Raw genomic sequence first — 17,336 nt, 5'->3', positions numbered from 1 at the left:
CACCGCACGGACGGGGATTTGCGTAACTTACGCAGCGGGCTCTTCCTCGCACTTGTCGGCGTAGGCCTGCATAGCAACAGCCAGACCGCTGAGGGTGCTGGTGAGAGCGCCGGCGAACATGGACAGCATGCCTTCGCGGTTGGGCAGCTTAGCGATGGCCTCAACCTCTTCCTTGGGCATAACAGCGCCTTCCATGTAACCGATCTTCACGCTGTAAGCGCCCTTGGAAGCCTCGGCGTACTTGCACAGGATGCGGGCAGCAGCCATGGGGTCCTCGTGGGCGATGGCGATGGCGGTGGTGCCTTCCAGCACTTCGCTCATAGCCTCCAGCTCGGTATCCTTCAGGGCCAGACGCAGCATGGTGTTCTTCACAACCGCATACTCAACGCCAGCCTCACGCAGCTCCTTACGCAGCTTGGTATCATCGGCCACGTTGATGCCTTTGTAGTCAACGACCACACCAGCAACGGAAGCGGCGATCTTCTCCTTCAGAGCGGCAACATAAGCCTGCTTCTCGCTCAGAATTTTTGCACTGGGCATTTCGATTCACCTCGTTTCAAACCTTCGTAACTTCTACTTCGCACAAAAAGCCCCTTTCCCAGCTTGGCCGAGAAAGGGGCATAAACATACACAAGGCAAATTTACGCGGCTTCTCGGCAGGCGGGCGGGATAGCCTCTTATGCTCCTTATATCACATGAGCACCTGCTGTCTTAAAAACAGCATGAATAGTATACCGCAAAGCGCGCGGGTTTGTCAAGTGCTTTTTGCGATTTTTTCGCAAAAAAGCCGCCCCGCGGTTTGCGCGGGGCAGCGGACTGCTTACTCGCAGCCGGCAGGCTGTGATTAGCCGCCGAACTTGGCGCCGTTCATCTTGATGCCAGGGCCCATGGTGGTAGCCACGGTGGCGCTCTTGATGTACTGGCCCTTCGCAGCGGCGGGCTTCGCCTTCACGATGGCGTCCATCACGGTGCGCAGGTTCTCGCCCAGCTTCTCAGCGCCGAAGCTGGCCTTGCCCACGGGCACGTGGATGATGTTCTGCTTGTCCAGACGGTACTCGATCTTACCGGCCTTAGCTTCGGTAACAGCGCGGCCGATGTCGGGAGTAACGGTGCCGGCCTTGGGGTTGGGCATCAGACCACGGGGGCCCAGAACCTTACCCAGACGGCCAACCTGGCCCATCATGTCGGGGGTGGTGACCAGAACGTCGAAGTCAACGAAGCCTTCGTTCTGGATCTTGGCGATCAGGTCGGCGTCGCCAACCATCATCGCGCCGGCTTCCTCAGCGGCCTTAGCGGCATCGCCTTTGCAGATGGCGATAACGCGAACGTCGCGGCCGGTACCGTGAGGCAGCACAACAGCGCCGCGAACCTGCTGGTCAGCGTGGCGGCTGTCAACGCCCAGGCGGACGTGCAGCTCAACGGTCTCGTCGAACTTGGCCTTAGCGGTCTGGCAGCACAGAGCCAGAGCCTCGTCGGCCTCATACAGCTTAGAGCGGTCGATCAGCTTGGCGCTGTCGACATAGTGTTTACCATGTTTCATTACTTTTTCCTCCTGTGTGGTCTATCGGATTTAAGTTCCTCCCACGAATCCAGCGGGGTGATTACTCGGTTACGGTAACACCCATGCTGCGGCAGGTGCCGGCGATCATGCTGACAGCAGTTTCCAGGTTGGCAGCATTCAGGTCGGGCATCTTGGTCTTGGCGATCTCTTCCAGCTGAGCCTTGGTGATGGTGGCCACCTTGGTCTTGTTGGGAACGCCGGAACCGCTCTCGATGCCGCAGGCCTTCTTGATCAGCACGGGGGCCGGAGGAGTTTTGGTGATGAAGCTGAAGGAACGGTCAGCGTAAACGGTGATCACAACGGGGATCACGTAGCCGATATCCTTTTGGGTACGCTCGTTGAATTCCTTGGTGAACGCCATGATGTTCACGCCGTGCTGGCCCAGAGCGGGACCAACAGGGGGAGCCGGAGTCGCTTTGCCGGCGGGGATCTGCAGCTTAATATAGCCAGTTACTTTTTGCGCCATTTTAAATGCACCTCCAAAATTTGTGGTAAGCTAGCGGGCCGGGCTTATCCGGCCCTCCCACGGGCACCGGCAACCGCCAGCGCCCTATAAAAACCGCATATAGCGGCTCTTACCATAAGGGTTTTTGCTGTCACAGGGGTTTGACCTGATCCAGCTCCAGTTCTGCGGGCGTTTCGCGCCCGAACATCGAGACCTTCACGCGCACCTTGCGATGCTCCATGTCGATCTCTTCCACGAGACCCACGAAGCCCTCCAGAGGACCAGCGTTGATCTCCACATTGTCGCCCACTTCGTAGTCTACAGTAGGCTCGGCCACGGTCTCCACGCCCAGCTTGTCCACCTCTGCCTGAGACAGGGGCACCGGCTTGGACGAGGGGCCCACGAAACCAGTCACCCCGCGGCAGTTGCGTACGATGTACCAGCTTTCGTCGGTCATGACCATCTTCACCAGCACATAGCCGGGGAAGATTTTGCGCTCGACCATGCGCTCCTTGCCGTCCTTGATTTCGGGTTCCATCATAACGGGAACCTTCACTTCATGGATCAGATCCTGCAGGCGGCGGTTGGCCACGATGGTCTCAAGGTTCTGTGCCACTTTGTTTTCATAACCGGAATAGGTATGCACAACATACCACATTGCCTGTTCTGCCATACGTTTACTCCCTTCCGCTTTTCAGGATGCAGCCGCTTACAAGCTTGCAGCGGCCTGCAGCACCAGATGCATGACCTCGCCGAACAGCAGGTCAAGCAGCAGGATGACGATGGCGGAAATGATCATTACCACCAGCACCACGATGCTGTTGTTGATGATCTGGCTCTTAGAGGGCCAAACCACCTTTTTCAGTTCGCTCTTGGTGTCGCGGAAGAACTTCCCGATCCCTTTGAACCAATTTTTGACCTTTGCAAAAAAACCGGGCTTCTTGGCAGTATTTTCAGCCATGGATGTTCCCGCCTTTCTTACTTGGTCTCGCGATGGACAGTATGCTTCTTGCAGAAACGGCAATACTTCTTCATCTCGAGCCGGTCAGGGCTGTTCTTCTTGTTCTTCATGGTGTTGTAGTTGCGCTGTTTGCACTCAGTGCAGGCCAGGGTGATTTTCACTCTCATTTGTCTTCGGCACCTCCATTTAACGGTTTGTTTAGCCTCCCTCGTGCTTGCAGGCCGTACCCTGAAAAAAGGCACAAAAAAATAAGCCTGCAAAATGAGGTGTAATCATCATAGCACATCCCGCCGGGGCCGTCAAGACCAATCCCACAGATTTTTTCGCGGCCTGCCGCCAAGGCTTTTACCTTTTGCCCATAGCCTGCCAGGCATTTTTATGGTATTATTAGAGTACTTATGTGCAACCGCCCTTGACCGGTCTCTTCGACTGGGTCAATGTTGGATCAATTTGTGTTTATTTCCTTGGAGAGAAAGGTCTTTGCAGCTATGAACAAACTGAATGTCGCGCTGCTGTTTGGCGGCGTTTCCAGCGAACACGAGGTGAGCCGCGTTTCGGCCAGTACCATCGCCCGGGCGCTCAAGCCCTCCTCGTACCATCTTTACACCGTGGGCATCACCAAGGATGGCCGCTGGCTGTACTACTCCGGCCCCATTGAGAAAATGGCGGACGGCAGCTGGGAGCAGGACCCCTCCTGCGTGCCCTGCATGATCAGCCCGGACCGCTCGGACCACGGCCTGGTGCTCTGCCGTCATGACGGCACCTGGGCGGTGCTTCCCATGGATGTGGTCATCCCCGCTCTGCACGGCAAGAACGGTGAGGACGGCACCATCCAGGGCCTGCTGGAGCTGGCCGGTATCCCCTATGTGGGCTGCGGCGTGCTGGCAAGCGCCGTCTGCATGGACAAAGCAGTGGCCAACACCCTGATGGACGCGGCGGGCATCGACCGCTGCGCCTGGGACTGGGCCAGCCGCTACGATTGCGCCGACTTTGAGGCCCTGGAGGCCCGCCTGGCAGCAAAGCTCCACTACCCCATCTTCGTGAAGCCCGCCAACGCGGGCAGCAGCGTGGGCATCAGCAAAGCGGCCGACAAGGCCGAGCTGGAAAAGGCCATCCAGGTGGCCCTGGCCGAGGACAGCAAGGTGGTCTTTGAGCGCTTTGTGCAGGGCCAGGAGGTGGAGTGCGCGGTGATCGGCAACGAGGTCTGCGTTTCCACCCGCCCCGGCGAGATCCTGGCCAGCGAGGCCTTCTACACCTACGAGGACAAATACGTGCTGGGCACCAGCCGCACCGTGATCCCCGCTCACCTGAGCGAGGAGGTGCTGGACAAGGTGAAGGCCCAGGCGGAAAAGGCCTACCGGGCTCTGGGCTGCGAGGGCCTGGCCCGGGTGGACTTCTTCGTGGAAAACGGCGACACCATCCTGCTCAACGAGATCAACACCCTGCCCGGCTTCACCTCCATCAGCATGTATCCCAAGCTGATGGAAGCGGCGGGCAAGCCCATCGACCAGCTGCTGGATGAACTGATCGGCCTTGCGCTGCAGCGCGCGGGGGTCCGCCATGGATAAGCGGCCCATCGGCGTGTTCGATTCCGGCATGGGCGGTCTCACGGCGGTACGCCAGCTGCAGGCCATCCTGCCCGGGGAGGACATCGTCTACTTCGGCGATACCGGCCGGGTGCCCTACGGCAGCCGCAGCCCGGAAACCATTCGCCAGTACGCCGAGCAGGACATCCGCTTTTTGCTCAGCCAGGACGTGAAATTCCTGCTGGCCGCCTGCGGCACCGTGAGCAGCACGCTGCCCAAGTCCTACACCGAAGCCCTGCCGGTGCCCTATGTGGGCGTGGTGGGCGCGGCGGTATCCGCAGCGGCGGCGGCCACCAAGAACGGCCGCATCGGTGTAATCGCCACCCCGGCCACCATCCGCAGCCGCAGCTATGAGAACCGCATCCGAAGCATCCTGCCCGGCGCCGAGGTCTTCACCAAAAGCTGCCCCATGTTCGTGCCGCTGGTGGAGAACGGTTATGTGGGGCCCAATGACCCCATCACCACCGCCATCGCCCACGAATATCTGGACGAGATCCGCGCCAAAGGGGTGGACACCCTGATCCTGGGCTGCACCCACTATCCCCTGATCGCTCACATCATCGCGCAGGTGATGGGCCCGGACGTGACCCTGATCGACTCCGGCCGGGAGGCCGCCCTCAAGGCCCGGGATATGCTCACCCGGCTGGACCTTCTGGACGACGGCTCCGCAACGGGCGAAACCCGCTATTTCATGAGCGATTCCCCGGAGAGCTTTTCCGCGGCGGTCCGGCTGTTCATCGGCCCCCAGGGGGAGGGCACAGCCAGCCAGATCGCCATTGAGCAATACTGAACCCAAAAGGAGGTCCCCGCCAGTTTATGAACGAGGATTTTCTCATCCGCATCGACGGCCGGATGGAACAGGCCGGTGAGACCGATTCGGTGGAGCTGATGACCCGCGGCAGCTTTGTGCACCGGGGCGGCAGCTTCTTCATCACCTACAAGGAGAGCGAGACCACCGGCTATGCCGGATGCACCACCACCGTGAAGGTGGCCGAGGACGCCCAGAAGGTGTCCATGCTGCGCTTCGGCCCTGCCGCCAGCCAGCTGGTCATTGAAAAGTGCACCCGCCATCTGTGCCACTACGAGACCGGCTACGGCTCCATGACCCTGGGCGTGGCCGCCGACGAGATCGAAAGCCAGCTGTCCGACGAGGGCGGCCAGATAAAGTTCAGCTACACGCTGGACGCCGACCAGGACACCGTGCTCAGCCGCAATCTGGTGACCATCACCGTGAAGCGGGCCGAGCGCACGCCCCTTTGATTTGCTTTTCCCGGCGCGGCGCGCGCCTTCAAGTTTAAAAGGAAAGGAATTACCGATCACTATGACCAATACGGAACACGAGGCCATGCTGGCCGAGATGAAGGAAACCTACAAGAACTACAATCCCCGCAAGAATGCGCTGGACGAGGCCCGCGCCCTGCTGACCCAGGCCGCTCGGGCTGCCATGGCCGCCGGTGAGCTGCCCCAGACCGAGCTGCCCGACTTCATCGTGGAGATTCCCGGCGACGTGAAGAACGGCGACGTGGCCAGCAATCTGGCCATGGCCGGTGCCCGCGTTTTCAAGAAGGCTCCCCGCCAGATCGCCGACGCCATTCTGGCCCATCTGCCCAGCCTGGAGGGCAGCATTTTCTCCAAGGTGGAGGTGGCCGGCCCCGGCTTCATCAACCTGTTCCTGGCTCCGGGCTGGTTCTCCAGCGTGGTCTACGGCGCCACCCTGAACGAGCAGTACGGCCGCACCGATTTCGGCGAGGGCAAGAAGATCAACGTGGAGTTCGTTTCCGCCAACCCCACCGGCCCCATGCACCTGGGCAACGCCCGCGGCGGCGCGCTGGGCGACTGCCTGGCCGCTGTGATGGACTGGGCCGGTTACGACGTGACCCGTGAGTTCTACGTGAACGACGCGGGCAACCAGATCCAGAAGTTCGGCAAGAGCCTGTCCGCCCGCTACCTGCAGCACTTCAAGGGCGAGGACGCTGTTCCCTTCCCCGAGGACGGCTACCAGGGCGAGGACATCAAGGTTCTGGCCACCGAGTTCGCCGCCATCGAGGGCGACAAGTACGTGGACGCCGACGAGGAGACCCGCAAGCAGGCTCTGATCAACTACGGCCTGCCCAAGAACGTGGCCGGTCTGGAGCGTGACCTGGCCAAGTACCGCATCACCTACGACGTGTGGTTCCGCGAGAGCACCCTGCACGACTCCGGCGCGGTGCAGGCCGTGATCGACAAGCTGCTGGCCACCGGCGCCTGCTACAAGGCTGAGGACGGCGCCATCATGTACAAGAGCGCCCAGTACAGCGAGAAGTACGGCGCGGCCAACAAGCGCAAGGACGAGGACGAGGCCAAGGACGAGGTGCTGGTGCGTGCCAACGGCATCCCCACCTACTTCGCGGCGGACATCGCCTACCACTACAACAAGCTGGCCGTGCGCGGCTTCGACAAGGCCATCGACATCTGGGGTGCCGACCATCACGGCCACGTGGCCCGCATGAAGGGCGCCATGGACGCCGTGGGCCTGAACGGCGAGGACCTGGACGTGATCCTGATGCAGCTGGTCAAGCTGGTGAAGGACGGCCAGCAGGTGCGCATGAGCAAGCGGACCGGCAAGGCCATCACCCTGACCGACCTGCTGGACGAGGTGCCCATCGATTCCGCCCGCTTCTTCTTCAACCTGCGTGAGGCAGGCAGCCAGATGGACTTCGACCTGGATCTGGCAGTGAAGGAGGACAGCGAAAACCCGGTATACTACGTGCAGTACGCCCACGCCCGCATCTGCTCCATCGTGAAGAAGCTGGCCAGCGAGGGCATCTCCTACGAGGGTCACACCGCCTGGGCCGGTTACCAGTTCACCGAGCCCGCCGAGCTGGAGCTGATCCGTGCCGTGAGCGCCTTCCCCGCCGAGATCGTGACCAGCGCCAAGAACTACGAGCCCGCCCGCATCACCCGCTACGTGATCGACCTGGCCGGTTCCTTCCACAAGTTCTACAACGCCTGCCGCATCAAGGACGCGGAGCCCGCTGCCCGTCAGGCCCGTCTGGCCCTGTGCCTGGCGGTGAAGCAGGTCATCGCCAACGTGCTGACCATGTTCAAGGTCACCGTACCCGAGAGCATGTAATCTGCCAAACGCTCAATAATTCCAAACGGCCCGTTCCTTTCAGGGGAACGGGCCGTTTCATTTGTATGCACGGTGTGCGGCCGCATGCTATAATAAAGAAAAAGTGTTTTCTCCGGAAAGGAAGTGTCTGTATGCTCTGGTGTTCTCGCTGCCGTTGCAGCGTACCGGACTGCTCTTCGTTATGCCCCCAGTGCGGCGGCCCCCTGGAACCGATGCCCCGCGCGGAATGGAATTTTTCTCTCAAGGACCGACCCGGTCACCATATGCCCCAGGACCCGGTCCATCTGGTCAATCTGCCGGATTATGCACTGGCTGGGATGCTGGCCGAACTTTTGGAAGACAACGGCATCCCCAGCTATCTGCGGGAATCCGGCACGCTGGGAAAGGCTTCCAGCACCTATCTGGGCACCTCCCTGCTGGGGTATGACCTGTATGTGGAGCGCAGCCAGCAGCAGGAGGCACAGGAATGGATGGATGCCTTCCTGAATGCGCCCGGCGACACCACTGAACCGGAGGATTCCGACTCTCCCTCTGACTGACCGAGGTACCGCTGCCTCAGCCAGCGCTTTGGCCGGTCTGCCAAAAATCTTTTTCCTGTTTTATGCAGATTGACAAAGGCAGCGGTTCTGATTCATAATAAAAACCAGGGTGTCTTGGAAGCCTCACGGCCCGCACCCTGGTTTTTTTCTGCGCTTTTTGCGCAGGTTTCATGAGATTATGTTAGGAGGAATCCCTTATGCGTATGAAAGAAGGCAAGCTGGTTCTGATCGGCGCCGGTATGGTGGGCAGCGCCACCCTGAACGCCATCCTGGCCCAGAGTGTGGTCAGCGAGATCGTGGTGATCGACGCCAACGAGGACAAGGCCCTGGGCGAGGTGCTGGACGCTCTGCACACCACCTCCTTCGCCTACTCCACCAACACCACCATCCGGGTGGGCAGCTACGCCGACTGCGCGGACGCCTCCATCATCGTGATGACCGCCGGGCCCAGCATCCAGGCCGGTGACAACGACCGCCGTGTGCTGGCGGAGAAGAACATCGCCGTGATGGACGCGGTGATGACCGAGATCACCCGCTACACCCGCAGCGCCATCCTGATCGTGGTCACCAATCCGGTGGACCTGGTCACCTACTTCGCCCAGACCAAATACAACTACCCCGCCGACAAGATCTTCGGCACCGGCACCCTGCTGGACACCGCCCGCATGCGCCAGCTTATCGCCGCCCAGTGCGACGTGGACTCCAAGAACGTGCACGGCTACCTGCTGGGCGAGCACGGCGAGAGCGCCTTCATCCCCTGGAGCATGGTGAACGTGGCCGGTATCCCGGTGGACGAGCTGCCCCGTGCCTTCGGCCTGAGCTCTGCCCTGGACAAGGAAAAAATCCTGGCGGACACCAAGGCCGCCGGCCTGCGGGTGCTGAAGCTGAAGGGCTTCACCTCCAGCGGCATTGCCCAGAGCGTGGCCCGTCTAGTGCGCGCCATCGTGCTGAACGAGCGCTGCGTGCTGCCGGTGAGCTGCGTGCTGCAGGGCGAGTACGACCTGGAGCAGGTAGCCATGAGCGTGCCCTGCGTGATCGGCGCCAACGGCCGCGAGCGGGTACTTGAGGTATCCCTGCTGCCGGAAGAGCAGGATCAGCTGGCCGCCTGCTGCGAGAGCCTGCAGAAGATGCTGCTGCAGCTGGGCCTGTAATCTCTATCACGCAAACAAAAAGCGCATCCCGTTTGGGATGCGCTTTCTTTTTTATCCGGGCAGGTTTTCCACAAACTCGCCCGAAGATTGTTTAAAAGTAGCTGCGGATCTGGAACTTATCCACCTTTTCCACCTTTTCCTCGATGAGAGCGGTGTGGTCCTCATTCCAGTGCACCGGAATGGCCTCGTTGCGGGTCAGCCGCAGCAGCTCGTCCACCCGCTTGGTCTCCTCGGCGGTGTACATCAGGTAGGACACACCCTCCCGCTTGGCGCGGCCGGTACGGCCGATGCGGTGGGTGTAGTGCTCATTGGCGCCGGGCACGTCGTAGTTGACCACCGCGTCCACGTCGTCCACGTCGATGCCACGGGCAGCCACGTCGGTGGCCACCAGAACGGCGATGTTGCCCTCACGGAAGCTGGCCATGATCTTGTTCCGGTCGCTCTGGGAAAGATCGCCGTGCAGGCAGTCCACCACAAAGTTCAGCCGGGCCAGCTGGTTGGTCAGGATGGCGGTGGTGAACTTGGTGTTGCAGAACACCATCACCCGCTTGTACTCGCCGGAGATGATGATCTGGGCCAGGTCCGCCAGCTTGTTGCGGCCGGTGGTCAGCAGCTTGTACTGGTGGATCTTGGGCTGGCTTTCCAGCACCGGCTGCACGCTGATCTCCTCGGCGTCTCGCTGGTAAAGCCAGCCGATGTCCATCACCTCACGGCTGATGGTGGCGCTGAACATGCACAGGCTCTTGCGCGCCTTCATGGAATCAATGATCCGGCGCACGTCCTTGTAGAAGCCCATGTTCAACATCTCGTCGGCCTCATCCAACACGATGCTGGTCACGGCGCTCACGTCGATGTTCTTGTGGTGCATGTGGTCCATCAGGCGGCCCGGGGTGGCCACCACGATCTGACAGCCCTTCTTCAGCTTCTCGGCCTGGCGCTGGATGTTGGCGCCGCCGTACACGCAGACGATGCGCACCTTGGGCAGGAAGTGGGCCAGCTCGGTCAGCTCCTCAGCGATCTGCTGGGCCAGCTCACGGGTGGGGGCCAGGATCACTGCCTGGGGCTTGTTGCTTTCGGGGTTGATCCGCTCGATGATGGGAATACCGAAGGCGCAGGTCTTGCCGGTGCCTGTGGGAGCCTTGGCAATTACATCTTTACCGGCCATCATCACCGGAATGGCCTTCTCCTGCACCTCGGTCATCTCGGTGAAGCCCATCCGCTCCACGGCCTGCAAAATTTCGGGGCTGCATTTCAGCTCACTGTATAACATAGTTTGTTTTCTCCGTTTCGTATATTCCCGCCCGGTCCCGTGCGCAGGCGCGCACCACCGGCCGCGGGGGCTTTATTTTTTGTGTATACATAATTATTATAGCATGCCCGGGGCGGAAACGGAATAGCTCTCCGCCTGCCGCACCGGCAGCAAAAAGCCGCAGTCACTAACGGTGACTGCGGCTTTGCTTTTATTATGCGTGGGGTTCGGGCTGCCGGTTCAGAATTTCCATAAACTCCTCGCCGGTGATGGTCTCCCGCTCCATCAGGAAAGCGGCCAGCTCGTGCAGCTTGTCCACATTGTCCTTCAGGATCTCCATGGCCTTGGCATGGGCGGATTTGATCAGCTCCAGGACCTCCTGGTCGATCTTCTCCGCGGTGCCCTCACTGCAGGCCAGCGAGGCGTCGCCGCCCAGATACTGGCTGTTCACGGTGGCCAGAGCCATCATGTCGAATTCCTTGCTCATGCCCAGCCGGGTGACCATGTTCCGGGCCAGTCGGGTGGCCTGCTCGATGTCGTTGGAGGCCCCGCTGGTGTAGCTGCCGAAGATCAGCTCCTCGGCGGCACGGCCGCCGGTGAAGGTGGCGATCTTGTTGAAGGCCTCCTCACGGCTCAGTAGGTTGGTCTCCTCCTCGGGCACCTGCAGGGTATAGCCCAGAGCGCCGGAGGTGCGGGGCACGATGGTGATTTTGGCCACCGGGGCGCTGTTGGTCTGCTTGGCCGCCACAAGGGCATGGCCGATCTCGTGGTAGGCCACAATCCGCTTTTCCTTGGGGTTGAGCACCTTGTTCTTGCGCTGGTAGCCCGCGATCACGGTCTCCACCGCTTCCATCAGGTCGCTCTGGTTCACGATGCGGCGGTTCTGCTTCACCGCCCGCAGCGCGGCCTCATTCACCATGTTGGCCAGCTCAGCGCCGGAAGCGCCGCTGGTGGCCCGGGCAATGGCCATGAAGTCTACGTTCTCGTCCACCATAACCTTTTTGGCGTGTACCTTCAGGATGGCCGCACGGCCTTCCAGGTCCGGCAGCTCCACCGGGATGCGCCGGTCGAACCGGCCGGGGCGCAGCAGGGCTTTGTCCAGGGTCTCGGGCCGGTTGGTGGCCGCCAGAATGATAACGCCCTTGCTGCCGTCGAAGCCGTCCATCTCGGTGAGCAGCTGGTTCAGGGTCTGCTCCCGCTCGTCGTTGCCGCCGCTGATGCCGGCCGCGTTGTCACGGCTCTTGCCGATGGTATCGATCTCGTCGATGAACACGATGCAGGGGGCCTTCTCCGCTGCCTGCTTGAACAGGTCGCGCACACGGGCCGCGCCCATGCCCACGAACATCTCCACGAATTCGGAACCGGCGATGCTGAAGAAGGGCACGCCCGCCTCACCGGCGACGGCCTTGGCCAGCAGGGTCTTACCGGTACCCGGAGGGCCCACCAGCAGCGCGCCCTTGGGCAGGGTAGCGCCGATGCTGTTGTACTTGCTGGGGTTATGCAGGAAGTCCACGATCTCGGCCAGGGCTTCCTTGGCCTCATCCTGGCCGGCCACGTCCGCGAAGGTCTTGCCGGTCTGGGCCTCCACATACACTTTCGCGTTGGATTTGCCAAAGCTCATGGCATTGGGTCCGCCCATCCGCTTCATCATAAAACGCATGAGCAGCTGGCCCAGCAGCACCATGAACAGCACCGGCAGCACCACGCTGAACAATAGATTCATGATGGGCGAGGTCTTGGTGGGGATCACGCCGCCGTATTCCACCTCGCCGCCTTCCGGGTTCTTGGCTTCCAGCAGCCGCTCCACCCGGTCCGGGTCATTGACCCACGCGGTCTGATAGATCCGCTCCTTGCCGTTTTCGTCCAGTGCCTGGTAGGTGATGGTACCGTTGGACGCATCCTCCTGCACCACACTTACCTTGCCCTCTTCCAGGTCGGTGACGAAGCGGTTGTAGCTCACCTCGGTCATCGAACCGCGCATGATGTTGGGGAACACCAGCGCATTGAGCAAAAGCAGGATCACCACCGCGGCCACATAGTAATAGATCAGTGCCTTTTTGGGGTTTTGGGGTCCTGTTGTTTTCATATTCACTCCGCCTTTTTCAAGTGGTATCAGTTCAAGTCTACTATTCTAGGATACATTCCCGATATGAAGAATATATGAACGTTTCTAAAAGATTTCGCGCACGGTTCAGGGCAGCTCCACTTCCCCCAATTCCAGGGGCGTTTCCCCATAGGGGTCCAGGGCAACGCGAAGGGTTTTGGTCTCCAATTCCTCCGGGTCCACCTCTAAAATCAGCTCCACATCACCGATGCAGCCCACCGGCACGCAGGGCTCTTTTTCCAGGGTGATGCTCTCGTCCCAGGGATGCCACACATCCACCGCATACTCGTAGCCCTTCGCCGGGCGCACGCCCAGGTTCCATCCTGCCACATAGATGTCCTGGTCGCTGTTGTTGGTGAGCACAAAGCGCAGTCGGTAATAATCATGCCCCTCCTCTGCGCCTTCCGGCTGTACCGGCTCGATCTGCGCGCCATCCATGGAGGCATACCAGCCGGGTGCGACGCTCAGTGCGCTCAGCCGCATCGCACCCCAGATGCCTGTGCCCAGGATTGCCAGCACCAGCAGACCGGCCAGCACCCAAAGGCCCATTCCTTTGCGGGTATCCTCAATCATTGCCGGTCACCTCCTGGTCAAACTGCACGGCCACGCCCGCCGTCTGCACGCTTTCGGTATCGTAATCGTCGTTCTTTTCCAGCCAGTGCAGCCAGAGAGTTCCCTCGCTCACGGATTCCGGCACCAGGAAGTACACCCAGCCCTCCTCCATTCCAGGACCGCACAGCTCAAAGCCCTCCAGCGCCCGCATGGCCCATTCCGGGTGTTCCTCTTCCAGCTCATAACCGCCCAGATTGCGGTAATACACGCCGTCGCATTGCAGATAAAACGCCCCGTCGCAGTCCCAGGCGGCATCGTTCATAACACCCAGGCTCACGGCCGCCCGCACGATCTTTTCGTTCTGGGCGATGCCGGTGATCGGCCCCAGGTCCTCCCCCTGACCGCTCACCTTCACGGCTCGCTGATACGGGCCGAAGGCAAAGCTCTCATCCGCCTGGTACATGCTCTGCTGAGCATCCGGCACATAGACCGCGTTCTGCCATGCCAGCTGACGGCCTTTCAGCCAGAAAAATGCTCCCTCCACCAGCAGGACCACCAGCAGCACGGCGCAGACGGCCAGCGGCAGCAGTCTGGCCGAACCCCCGCTCCGCCGCTCCGGCAGCTGGTCCGGCGTGTAGTCCGGCTCGTTCCAGGGCTCTTGTTCCGGCGTCTGGGCGTTCCAGGCATTTTCCGGTGCGTTTCGCTTCATGACCCCGCCTCCTGTTCCGGCACTTGCCCCGTCGGGGGCGCGCCGGTTTTCGTTTTCTTTTATTATACCGGTTCGAACAGATTCTGTCAGCAAAATGCATAAAGAAAACGCCGCTGGCCAAGCCAGCGGCGTTTGAAAAAGCGGGGATTTTGTGCCCTTACAGGGTGGAGATGTCGATCAGCTCCACATCGTCCAGGGTGGCGCCGCTGCGCAGAGTCTCCACCAGCACCTTGGCGGTGTCGATGGCGGTCAGGCAGGGCACGCTCAGCTCCACGGCCTTGCGGCGCATCTTCACGCTGTCCAGATCCGGGTCACGGCCGTGGTCGGAGGTGGAGATCACGTAGTCCACCAGGCCGCTTTCCAGCAGGTCCAGAATGTTGGGATGCTCGTCGCTGATGCGGCGCACGGTGTTGCAGGCGATCATGTTGCTGTTCAGGGTCTTGGCGGTGCCGCTGGTGGCATAGAGCTTGTAGCCCATGTCCTTCAGCTGCCAGGCGGTGTCCAGAATCTCCAGCTTGTCCGCATTCTTCACGGTGATCAGGCAGCAGCTGCCGCTGCGGGGCTTCTGGAACTTGTAGCCGGCGCCCACCAGGCCCTTCAGCAGTGCGTCGCTGAAGTTGCGGGCGATGCCCAGCACCTCGCCGGTGCTCTTCATCTCGGGTCCCAGCTGGGTGTCCACTCCGTGCAGCTTCTCAAAGCTGAACACGGGTACCTTGACGGCCACATAGGGAGCGTCGGGACGGATGCCGGTACCCCAGCCCATATCCTTCAGCTTCTCGCCCAGCATGCAGCGAACAGCCAGCTCCACCATGGGAACGCCGGTCACCTTGCTGATGTAGGGCACGGTACGGCTGGAACGGGGGTTCACCTCGATAACGTAGACCTGGTTGTTGTACACCACATACTGGATGTTCACCAGGCCCACCACCTTCAGCTCGCGGGCCAGACGGCCGGTGTATTCCACCAGCATCTGCTTGATGCGGGCGGACAGGGTGCGGGGCGGGTAGACGCTGATAGAGTCGCCGGAATGGATGCCGGCGCGCTCCACGTGCTCCATCATGCCGGGGATCAGGTAGTCCTCGCCGTCGCAGATGGCGTCCACCTCACACTCGGTACCCATCAGGTATTTGTCCACCAGAACCGGGTTCTCCATGTCGGTGTGCTCGGCGATGATGGCCATGTACTCGGTCACATCCTCGGGACCGTAGGCGATGATCATGTTCTGGCCGCCCAGCACATAGCTGGGACGCAGCAGAACCGGGTAACCCAGCTCGCTGCCCGCGGCCAGCGCCTGCTCAGTGGTGAACACGGTGTGTCCCTTCGGGCGGGGAATGCCGCAGCGCTCCAGCAGCTCGTCGAAGCGCTCACGGTCCTCGGCCTCGTCGATGGCATCCGCCGGGGTACCCAGCAGCTTCACGCCCAGCTCGGTCAGGTGCTTGGTGAGCTTAATGGCGGTCTGGCCACCGAACTGGACCACGCAGGCCCAGGGCTTCTCGGTTTCCAGAATGTTCTCCACGCTCTCGGGGTCCAGCGGGTCAAAGTACAGCCGGTCGCCGGTGTCGAAGTCGGTGGAAACGGTCTCGGGGTTGTTGTTGGCGATCACGGCCTCGTAGCCGAACTTCTTCAGAGTCCACACGCAGTGTACGCTGCAGTAGTCGAACTCGATGCCCTGGCCGATGCGGATGGGGCCGGAACCGAATACCAGCACCTTTTTCTTGTCGGTGGGATGGTCAGCGATGAACTGAGCGGCCTCGTTCTCCTCGTCAAAGCTGGAGTAGAAGTAGGGAGTGCGGGCAGCGAACTCGGCGGCGCAGGTATCTACCATCTTGAAGCCGGCGCGCAGACGGGCGGGCAGCTCGGTGCAGCCGCTGATGCGCTTGATGGCCTTGTCGGTGAAGCCCTGGCGCTTGGCCAGCTTGTACAGCCCCATGCTCATCTCACCGGCGGCCAGACGCTTCTCGGTGTCGGCCAGCTTGGCGAGCTTGGACAGGAACCAGTAGTCGATCTTGGTGGCGGCGTAGATTTCTTCAAAGCTGAAGCCGCGCTTGATGGCCTCGAACACCACGAAGCTGCGGTCGGAGTCGCAGACGTGCAGCTTCTGACGGATCTCCTCGTCGCTGCACTCGGCCAGGTGGGGCAGGTCCATGGTATCCAGGCCCAGCTCGATGGAGCGAACAGCCTTCATCAGGGCCTCCTCGAAGCTTTGACCGATGGCCATGACCTCACCGGTGGCCATCATCTGGGTGCCCAGGTCCTTCTTGGCGTAAACGAACTTATCGAAGGGCCACTTGGGGAACTTGACTACGCAGTAGTCCAGCGCGGGCTCGAAGCAGGCGCAGGTCTGGCCGGTGATGTCGTTGGTGATCTCGTCCAGGCTGTAGCCGATGGCGATCTTGGTGGCAACCTTGGCGATGGGGTAACCGGTGGCCTTGGAGGCCAGCGCGGAGGAGCGGCTCACGCGGGGGTTTACCTCGATGACCGCATATTCAAAGCTGTCCGGCTTTAAGGCGAACTGGCAGTTGCAGCCGCCCTCGATGCCCAGCTCGGTGATGATGCGCAGCGCACTGGAGCGCAGCATCTGATATTCCTTATCGGACAGGGTCTGGCTGGGAGCCACAACGATGGAGTCGCCGGTGTGTACGCCCACGGGGTCAAAGTTCTCCATGTTGCAGACGGTGATCACGTTGCCCTTGCCGTCCCGCATCACTTCGTACTCGATCTCTTTCCAGCCGGCGATGCACTTCTCGATCAGCACCTGATGGATGGGAGACAGGCGCAGACCGTTGGTGCCGATCTCGCGCAGCTGGGCCTCGTCCTCACAGATGCCGCCGCCGGTACCGCCCATGGTGAAGGCGGGGCGCACGATCACGGGGTAGTCGATCTCCTTGGCGAAAGCCAGAGCGTCGTCCAGGTTCTCCACCACCTTGCTGGGGATGCAGGGCTCGCCCAGCTTTTCCATGGTGTCCTTGAACAGCTGGCGGTCCTCGGCCCGGTCGATTGTCTCGGGCTTGCAGCCCAGCAGACGCACGCCCTCAGCCTCCAAAAAGCCTTCCCGGGCCAGGGTCATAGCCATGTTCAGGCCGGTCTGGCCGCCCAGGTTGGGCAGGATGGAGTCCGGCTTTTCCTTACGGATGATGCGCTTGATGACCTCGGGGGTCATGGGCTCCACATACACCCGGTCGGCGATGTTGGGGTCGGTCATGATGGTGGCGGGGTTGGAGTTCACCAGCACCACCTCGATGCCCTCGGCCTTCAGCGCGCGGCAGGCCTGGGTGCCGGAGTAGTCGAACTCGGCCGCCTGGCCAATGATGATGGGGCCGGAGCCGATCACCAGAACTTTTTTAATGCTCGTATCCTTTGGCATGGC

17 protein-coding genes are annotated in these 17,336 nt (G+C 61.2%); 6 read left to right on the top strand and 11 right to left on the bottom strand.

The genetic code is table 11. The annotated features are described in order from the left end of the window. Positions 1–27: 27 nt before the first annotated feature. The 6 genes from rplJ to rpmG all read right to left on the bottom strand — a co-directional run bounded on the left by rplJ (position 28) and on the right by rpmG (position 3,134). A complete protein-coding gene (rplJ, locus tag B5G03_RS11750; protein WP_087181890.1) occupies positions 28–540 on the bottom strand; it encodes a 50S ribosomal protein L10 in 513 nt (170 codons plus the stop codon). Positions 541–844: 304 nt separating this feature from the next. Then, on the bottom strand, positions 845–1,540 hold the full coding sequence (gene rplA / locus B5G03_RS11745; protein ID WP_087181889.1) for a 50S ribosomal protein L1: 696 nt from the start codon (positions 1,538–1,540) through the stop codon (positions 845–847). Between the two features lie 61 nt (positions 1,541–1,601). Continuing rightward, on the bottom strand, positions 1,602–2,027 hold the full coding sequence (gene rplK / locus B5G03_RS11740) for a 50S ribosomal protein L11 (RefSeq protein ID WP_087181888.1): 426 nt from the start codon (positions 2,025–2,027) through the stop codon (positions 1,602–1,604). Positions 2,028–2,157: 130 nt separating this feature from the next. Continuing rightward, positions 2,158–2,679 (bottom strand): transcription termination/antitermination protein NusG, encoded by a 522-nt coding sequence (nusG, locus tag B5G03_RS11735; protein ID WP_058963486.1) that lies wholly within the window; start codon positions 2,677–2,679, stop codon positions 2,158–2,160. Positions 2,680–2,715: 36 nt separating this feature from the next. After that, positions 2,716–2,967: a preprotein translocase subunit SecE gene (secE, locus tag B5G03_RS11730; protein ID WP_087181887.1), complete on the bottom strand. Its 252-nt coding sequence runs from the start codon at positions 2,965–2,967 to the stop codon at positions 2,716–2,718. A 17-nt stretch (positions 2,968–2,984) separates the two neighbouring features. Next, positions 2,985–3,134: a 50S ribosomal protein L33 gene (gene rpmG / locus B5G03_RS11725; protein ID WP_058963484.1), complete on the bottom strand. Its 150-nt coding sequence runs from the start codon at positions 3,132–3,134 to the stop codon at positions 2,985–2,987. A 321-nt stretch (positions 3,135–3,455) separates the two neighbouring features. Here rpmG and B5G03_RS11720 point away from each other — a divergent pair, with 321 nt between their 5' ends. From B5G03_RS11720 to B5G03_RS11695, 6 genes are all read left to right on the top strand, one after another. Beyond that, positions 3,456–4,535 carry a D-alanine--D-alanine ligase family protein gene (locus B5G03_RS11720; RefSeq protein WP_087181886.1) on the top strand — a complete coding sequence of 360 codons (1,080 nt, stop codon included), beginning with the start codon at positions 3,456–3,458 and terminating at the stop codon, positions 4,533–4,535. After that, complete coding sequence (murI, locus tag B5G03_RS11715) at positions 4,528–5,343, top strand: glutamate racemase (RefSeq protein ID WP_087181885.1); 816 nt, start codon at positions 4,528–4,530, stop codon at positions 5,341–5,343. Before B5G03_RS11720 ends, murI begins: the two co-directional genes overlap by 8 nt. 26 nt (positions 5,344–5,369) lie before the next feature. Beyond that, positions 5,370–5,813 carry a YwiB family protein gene (locus tag B5G03_RS11710; protein WP_087181884.1) on the top strand — a complete coding sequence of 148 codons (444 nt, stop codon included), beginning with the start codon at positions 5,370–5,372 and terminating at the stop codon, positions 5,811–5,813. Between the two features lie 97 nt (positions 5,814–5,910). Further along, positions 5,911–7,665, top strand: coding sequence for an arginine--tRNA ligase (argS, locus tag B5G03_RS11705; protein ID WP_481808415.1), 1,755 nt, complete (start codon positions 5,911–5,913; stop codon positions 7,663–7,665). A gap of 131 nt (positions 7,666–7,796) precedes the next feature. Further along, positions 7,797–8,204: a putative signal transducing protein gene (locus B5G03_RS17100; RefSeq protein ID WP_162613401.1), complete on the top strand. Its 408-nt coding sequence runs from the start codon at positions 7,797–7,799 to the stop codon at positions 8,202–8,204. Between the two features lie 197 nt (positions 8,205–8,401). After that, entirely contained in the window at positions 8,402–9,355 is a 954-nt protein-coding gene (locus B5G03_RS11695; protein ID WP_087181882.1) for an L-lactate dehydrogenase, read from the top strand. A 91-nt stretch (positions 9,356–9,446) separates the two neighbouring features. On the opposite strand, the gene B5G03_RS11690 is transcribed toward B5G03_RS11695, so the two are convergent. From B5G03_RS11690 to carB, 5 genes are all read right to left on the bottom strand, one after another. Beyond that, entirely contained in the window at positions 9,447–10,625 is a 1,179-nt protein-coding gene (locus B5G03_RS11690; protein ID WP_087181881.1) for a DEAD/DEAH box helicase, read from the bottom strand. Between the two features lie 193 nt (positions 10,626–10,818). Then, positions 10,819–12,690 (bottom strand): ATP-dependent zinc metalloprotease FtsH, encoded by a 1,872-nt coding sequence (gene ftsH / locus B5G03_RS11685; RefSeq protein ID WP_087181880.1) that lies wholly within the window; start codon positions 12,688–12,690, stop codon positions 10,819–10,821. Between the two features lie 105 nt (positions 12,691–12,795). After that, on the bottom strand, positions 12,796–13,281 hold the full coding sequence (locus B5G03_RS11680; RefSeq protein WP_087181879.1) for a hypothetical protein: 486 nt from the start codon (positions 13,279–13,281) through the stop codon (positions 12,796–12,798). Further along, positions 13,274–13,969, bottom strand: coding sequence for a hypothetical protein (locus B5G03_RS11675; protein ID WP_087181878.1), 696 nt, complete (start codon positions 13,967–13,969; stop codon positions 13,274–13,276). Before B5G03_RS11675 ends, B5G03_RS11680 begins: the two co-directional genes overlap by 8 nt. A 157-nt stretch (positions 13,970–14,126) precedes the next feature. After that, complete coding sequence (gene carB, locus B5G03_RS11670; RefSeq protein WP_087181877.1) at positions 14,127–17,333, bottom strand: carbamoyl-phosphate synthase large subunit; 3,207 nt, start codon at positions 17,331–17,333, stop codon at positions 14,127–14,129. Between the last annotated feature and the right edge of the window lie 3 nt (positions 17,334–17,336).

Source organism: Gemmiger sp. An50 (assembly GCF_002161595.1).
GTDB lineage: Bacteria > Bacillota > Clostridia > Oscillospirales > Ruminococcaceae > Allofournierella.
This window is presented reverse-complemented; position numbering and strand designations above follow the sequence as displayed.

What these genes read in the sequence shown, in the direction of transcription:
- rplJ (WP_087181890.1), bottom strand. Translation starts at nt 540, where the DNA reads ATGCCCAGTGCAAAAATTCTGAGCGAGAAGCAGGCTTATGTTGCCGCT.
- rplA (WP_087181889.1), bottom strand. Translation starts at nt 1,540, where the DNA reads ATGAAACATGGTAAACACTATGTCGACAGCGCCAAGCTGATCGACCGC.
- rplK (WP_087181888.1), bottom strand. Translation starts at nt 2,027, where the DNA reads ATGGCGCAAAAAGTAACTGGCTATATTAAGCTGCAGATCCCCGCCGGC.
- nusG (WP_058963486.1), bottom strand. Translation starts at nt 2,679, where the DNA reads ATGGCAGAACAGGCAATGTGGTATGTTGTGCATACCTATTCCGGTTAT.
- secE (WP_087181887.1), bottom strand. Translation starts at nt 2,967, where the DNA reads ATGGCTGAAAATACTGCCAAGAAGCCCGGTTTTTTTGCAAAGGTCAAA.
- rpmG (WP_058963484.1), bottom strand. Translation starts at nt 3,134, where the DNA reads ATGAGAGTGAAAATCACCCTGGCCTGCACTGAGTGCAAACAGCGCAAC.
- B5G03_RS11720 (WP_087181886.1), top strand. Translation starts at nt 3,456, where the DNA reads ATGAACAAACTGAATGTCGCGCTGCTGTTTGGCGGCGTTTCCAGCGAA.
- murI (WP_087181885.1), top strand. Translation starts at nt 4,528, where the DNA reads ATGGATAAGCGGCCCATCGGCGTGTTCGATTCCGGCATGGGCGGTCTC.
- B5G03_RS11710 (WP_087181884.1), top strand. Translation starts at nt 5,370, where the DNA reads ATGAACGAGGATTTTCTCATCCGCATCGACGGCCGGATGGAACAGGCC.
- argS (WP_481808415.1), top strand. Translation starts at nt 5,911, where the DNA reads ATGAAGGAAACCTACAAGAACTACAATCCCCGCAAGAATGCGCTGGAC.
- B5G03_RS17100 (WP_162613401.1), top strand. Translation starts at nt 7,797, where the DNA reads ATGCTCTGGTGTTCTCGCTGCCGTTGCAGCGTACCGGACTGCTCTTCG.
- B5G03_RS11695 (WP_087181882.1), top strand. Translation starts at nt 8,402, where the DNA reads ATGCGTATGAAAGAAGGCAAGCTGGTTCTGATCGGCGCCGGTATGGTG.
- B5G03_RS11690 (WP_087181881.1), bottom strand. Translation starts at nt 10,625, where the DNA reads ATGTTATACAGTGAGCTGAAATGCAGCCCCGAAATTTTGCAGGCCGTG.
- ftsH (WP_087181880.1), bottom strand. Translation starts at nt 12,690, where the DNA reads ATGAAAACAACAGGACCCCAAAACCCCAAAAAGGCACTGATCTATTAC.
- B5G03_RS11680 (WP_087181879.1), bottom strand. Translation starts at nt 13,281, where the DNA reads ATGATTGAGGATACCCGCAAAGGAATGGGCCTTTGGGTGCTGGCCGGT.
- B5G03_RS11675 (WP_087181878.1), bottom strand. Translation starts at nt 13,969, where the DNA reads ATGAAGCGAAACGCACCGGAAAATGCCTGGAACGCCCAGACGCCGGAA.
- carB (WP_087181877.1), bottom strand. Translation starts at nt 17,333, where the DNA reads ATGCCAAAGGATACGAGCATTAAAAAAGTTCTGGTGATCGGCTCCGGC.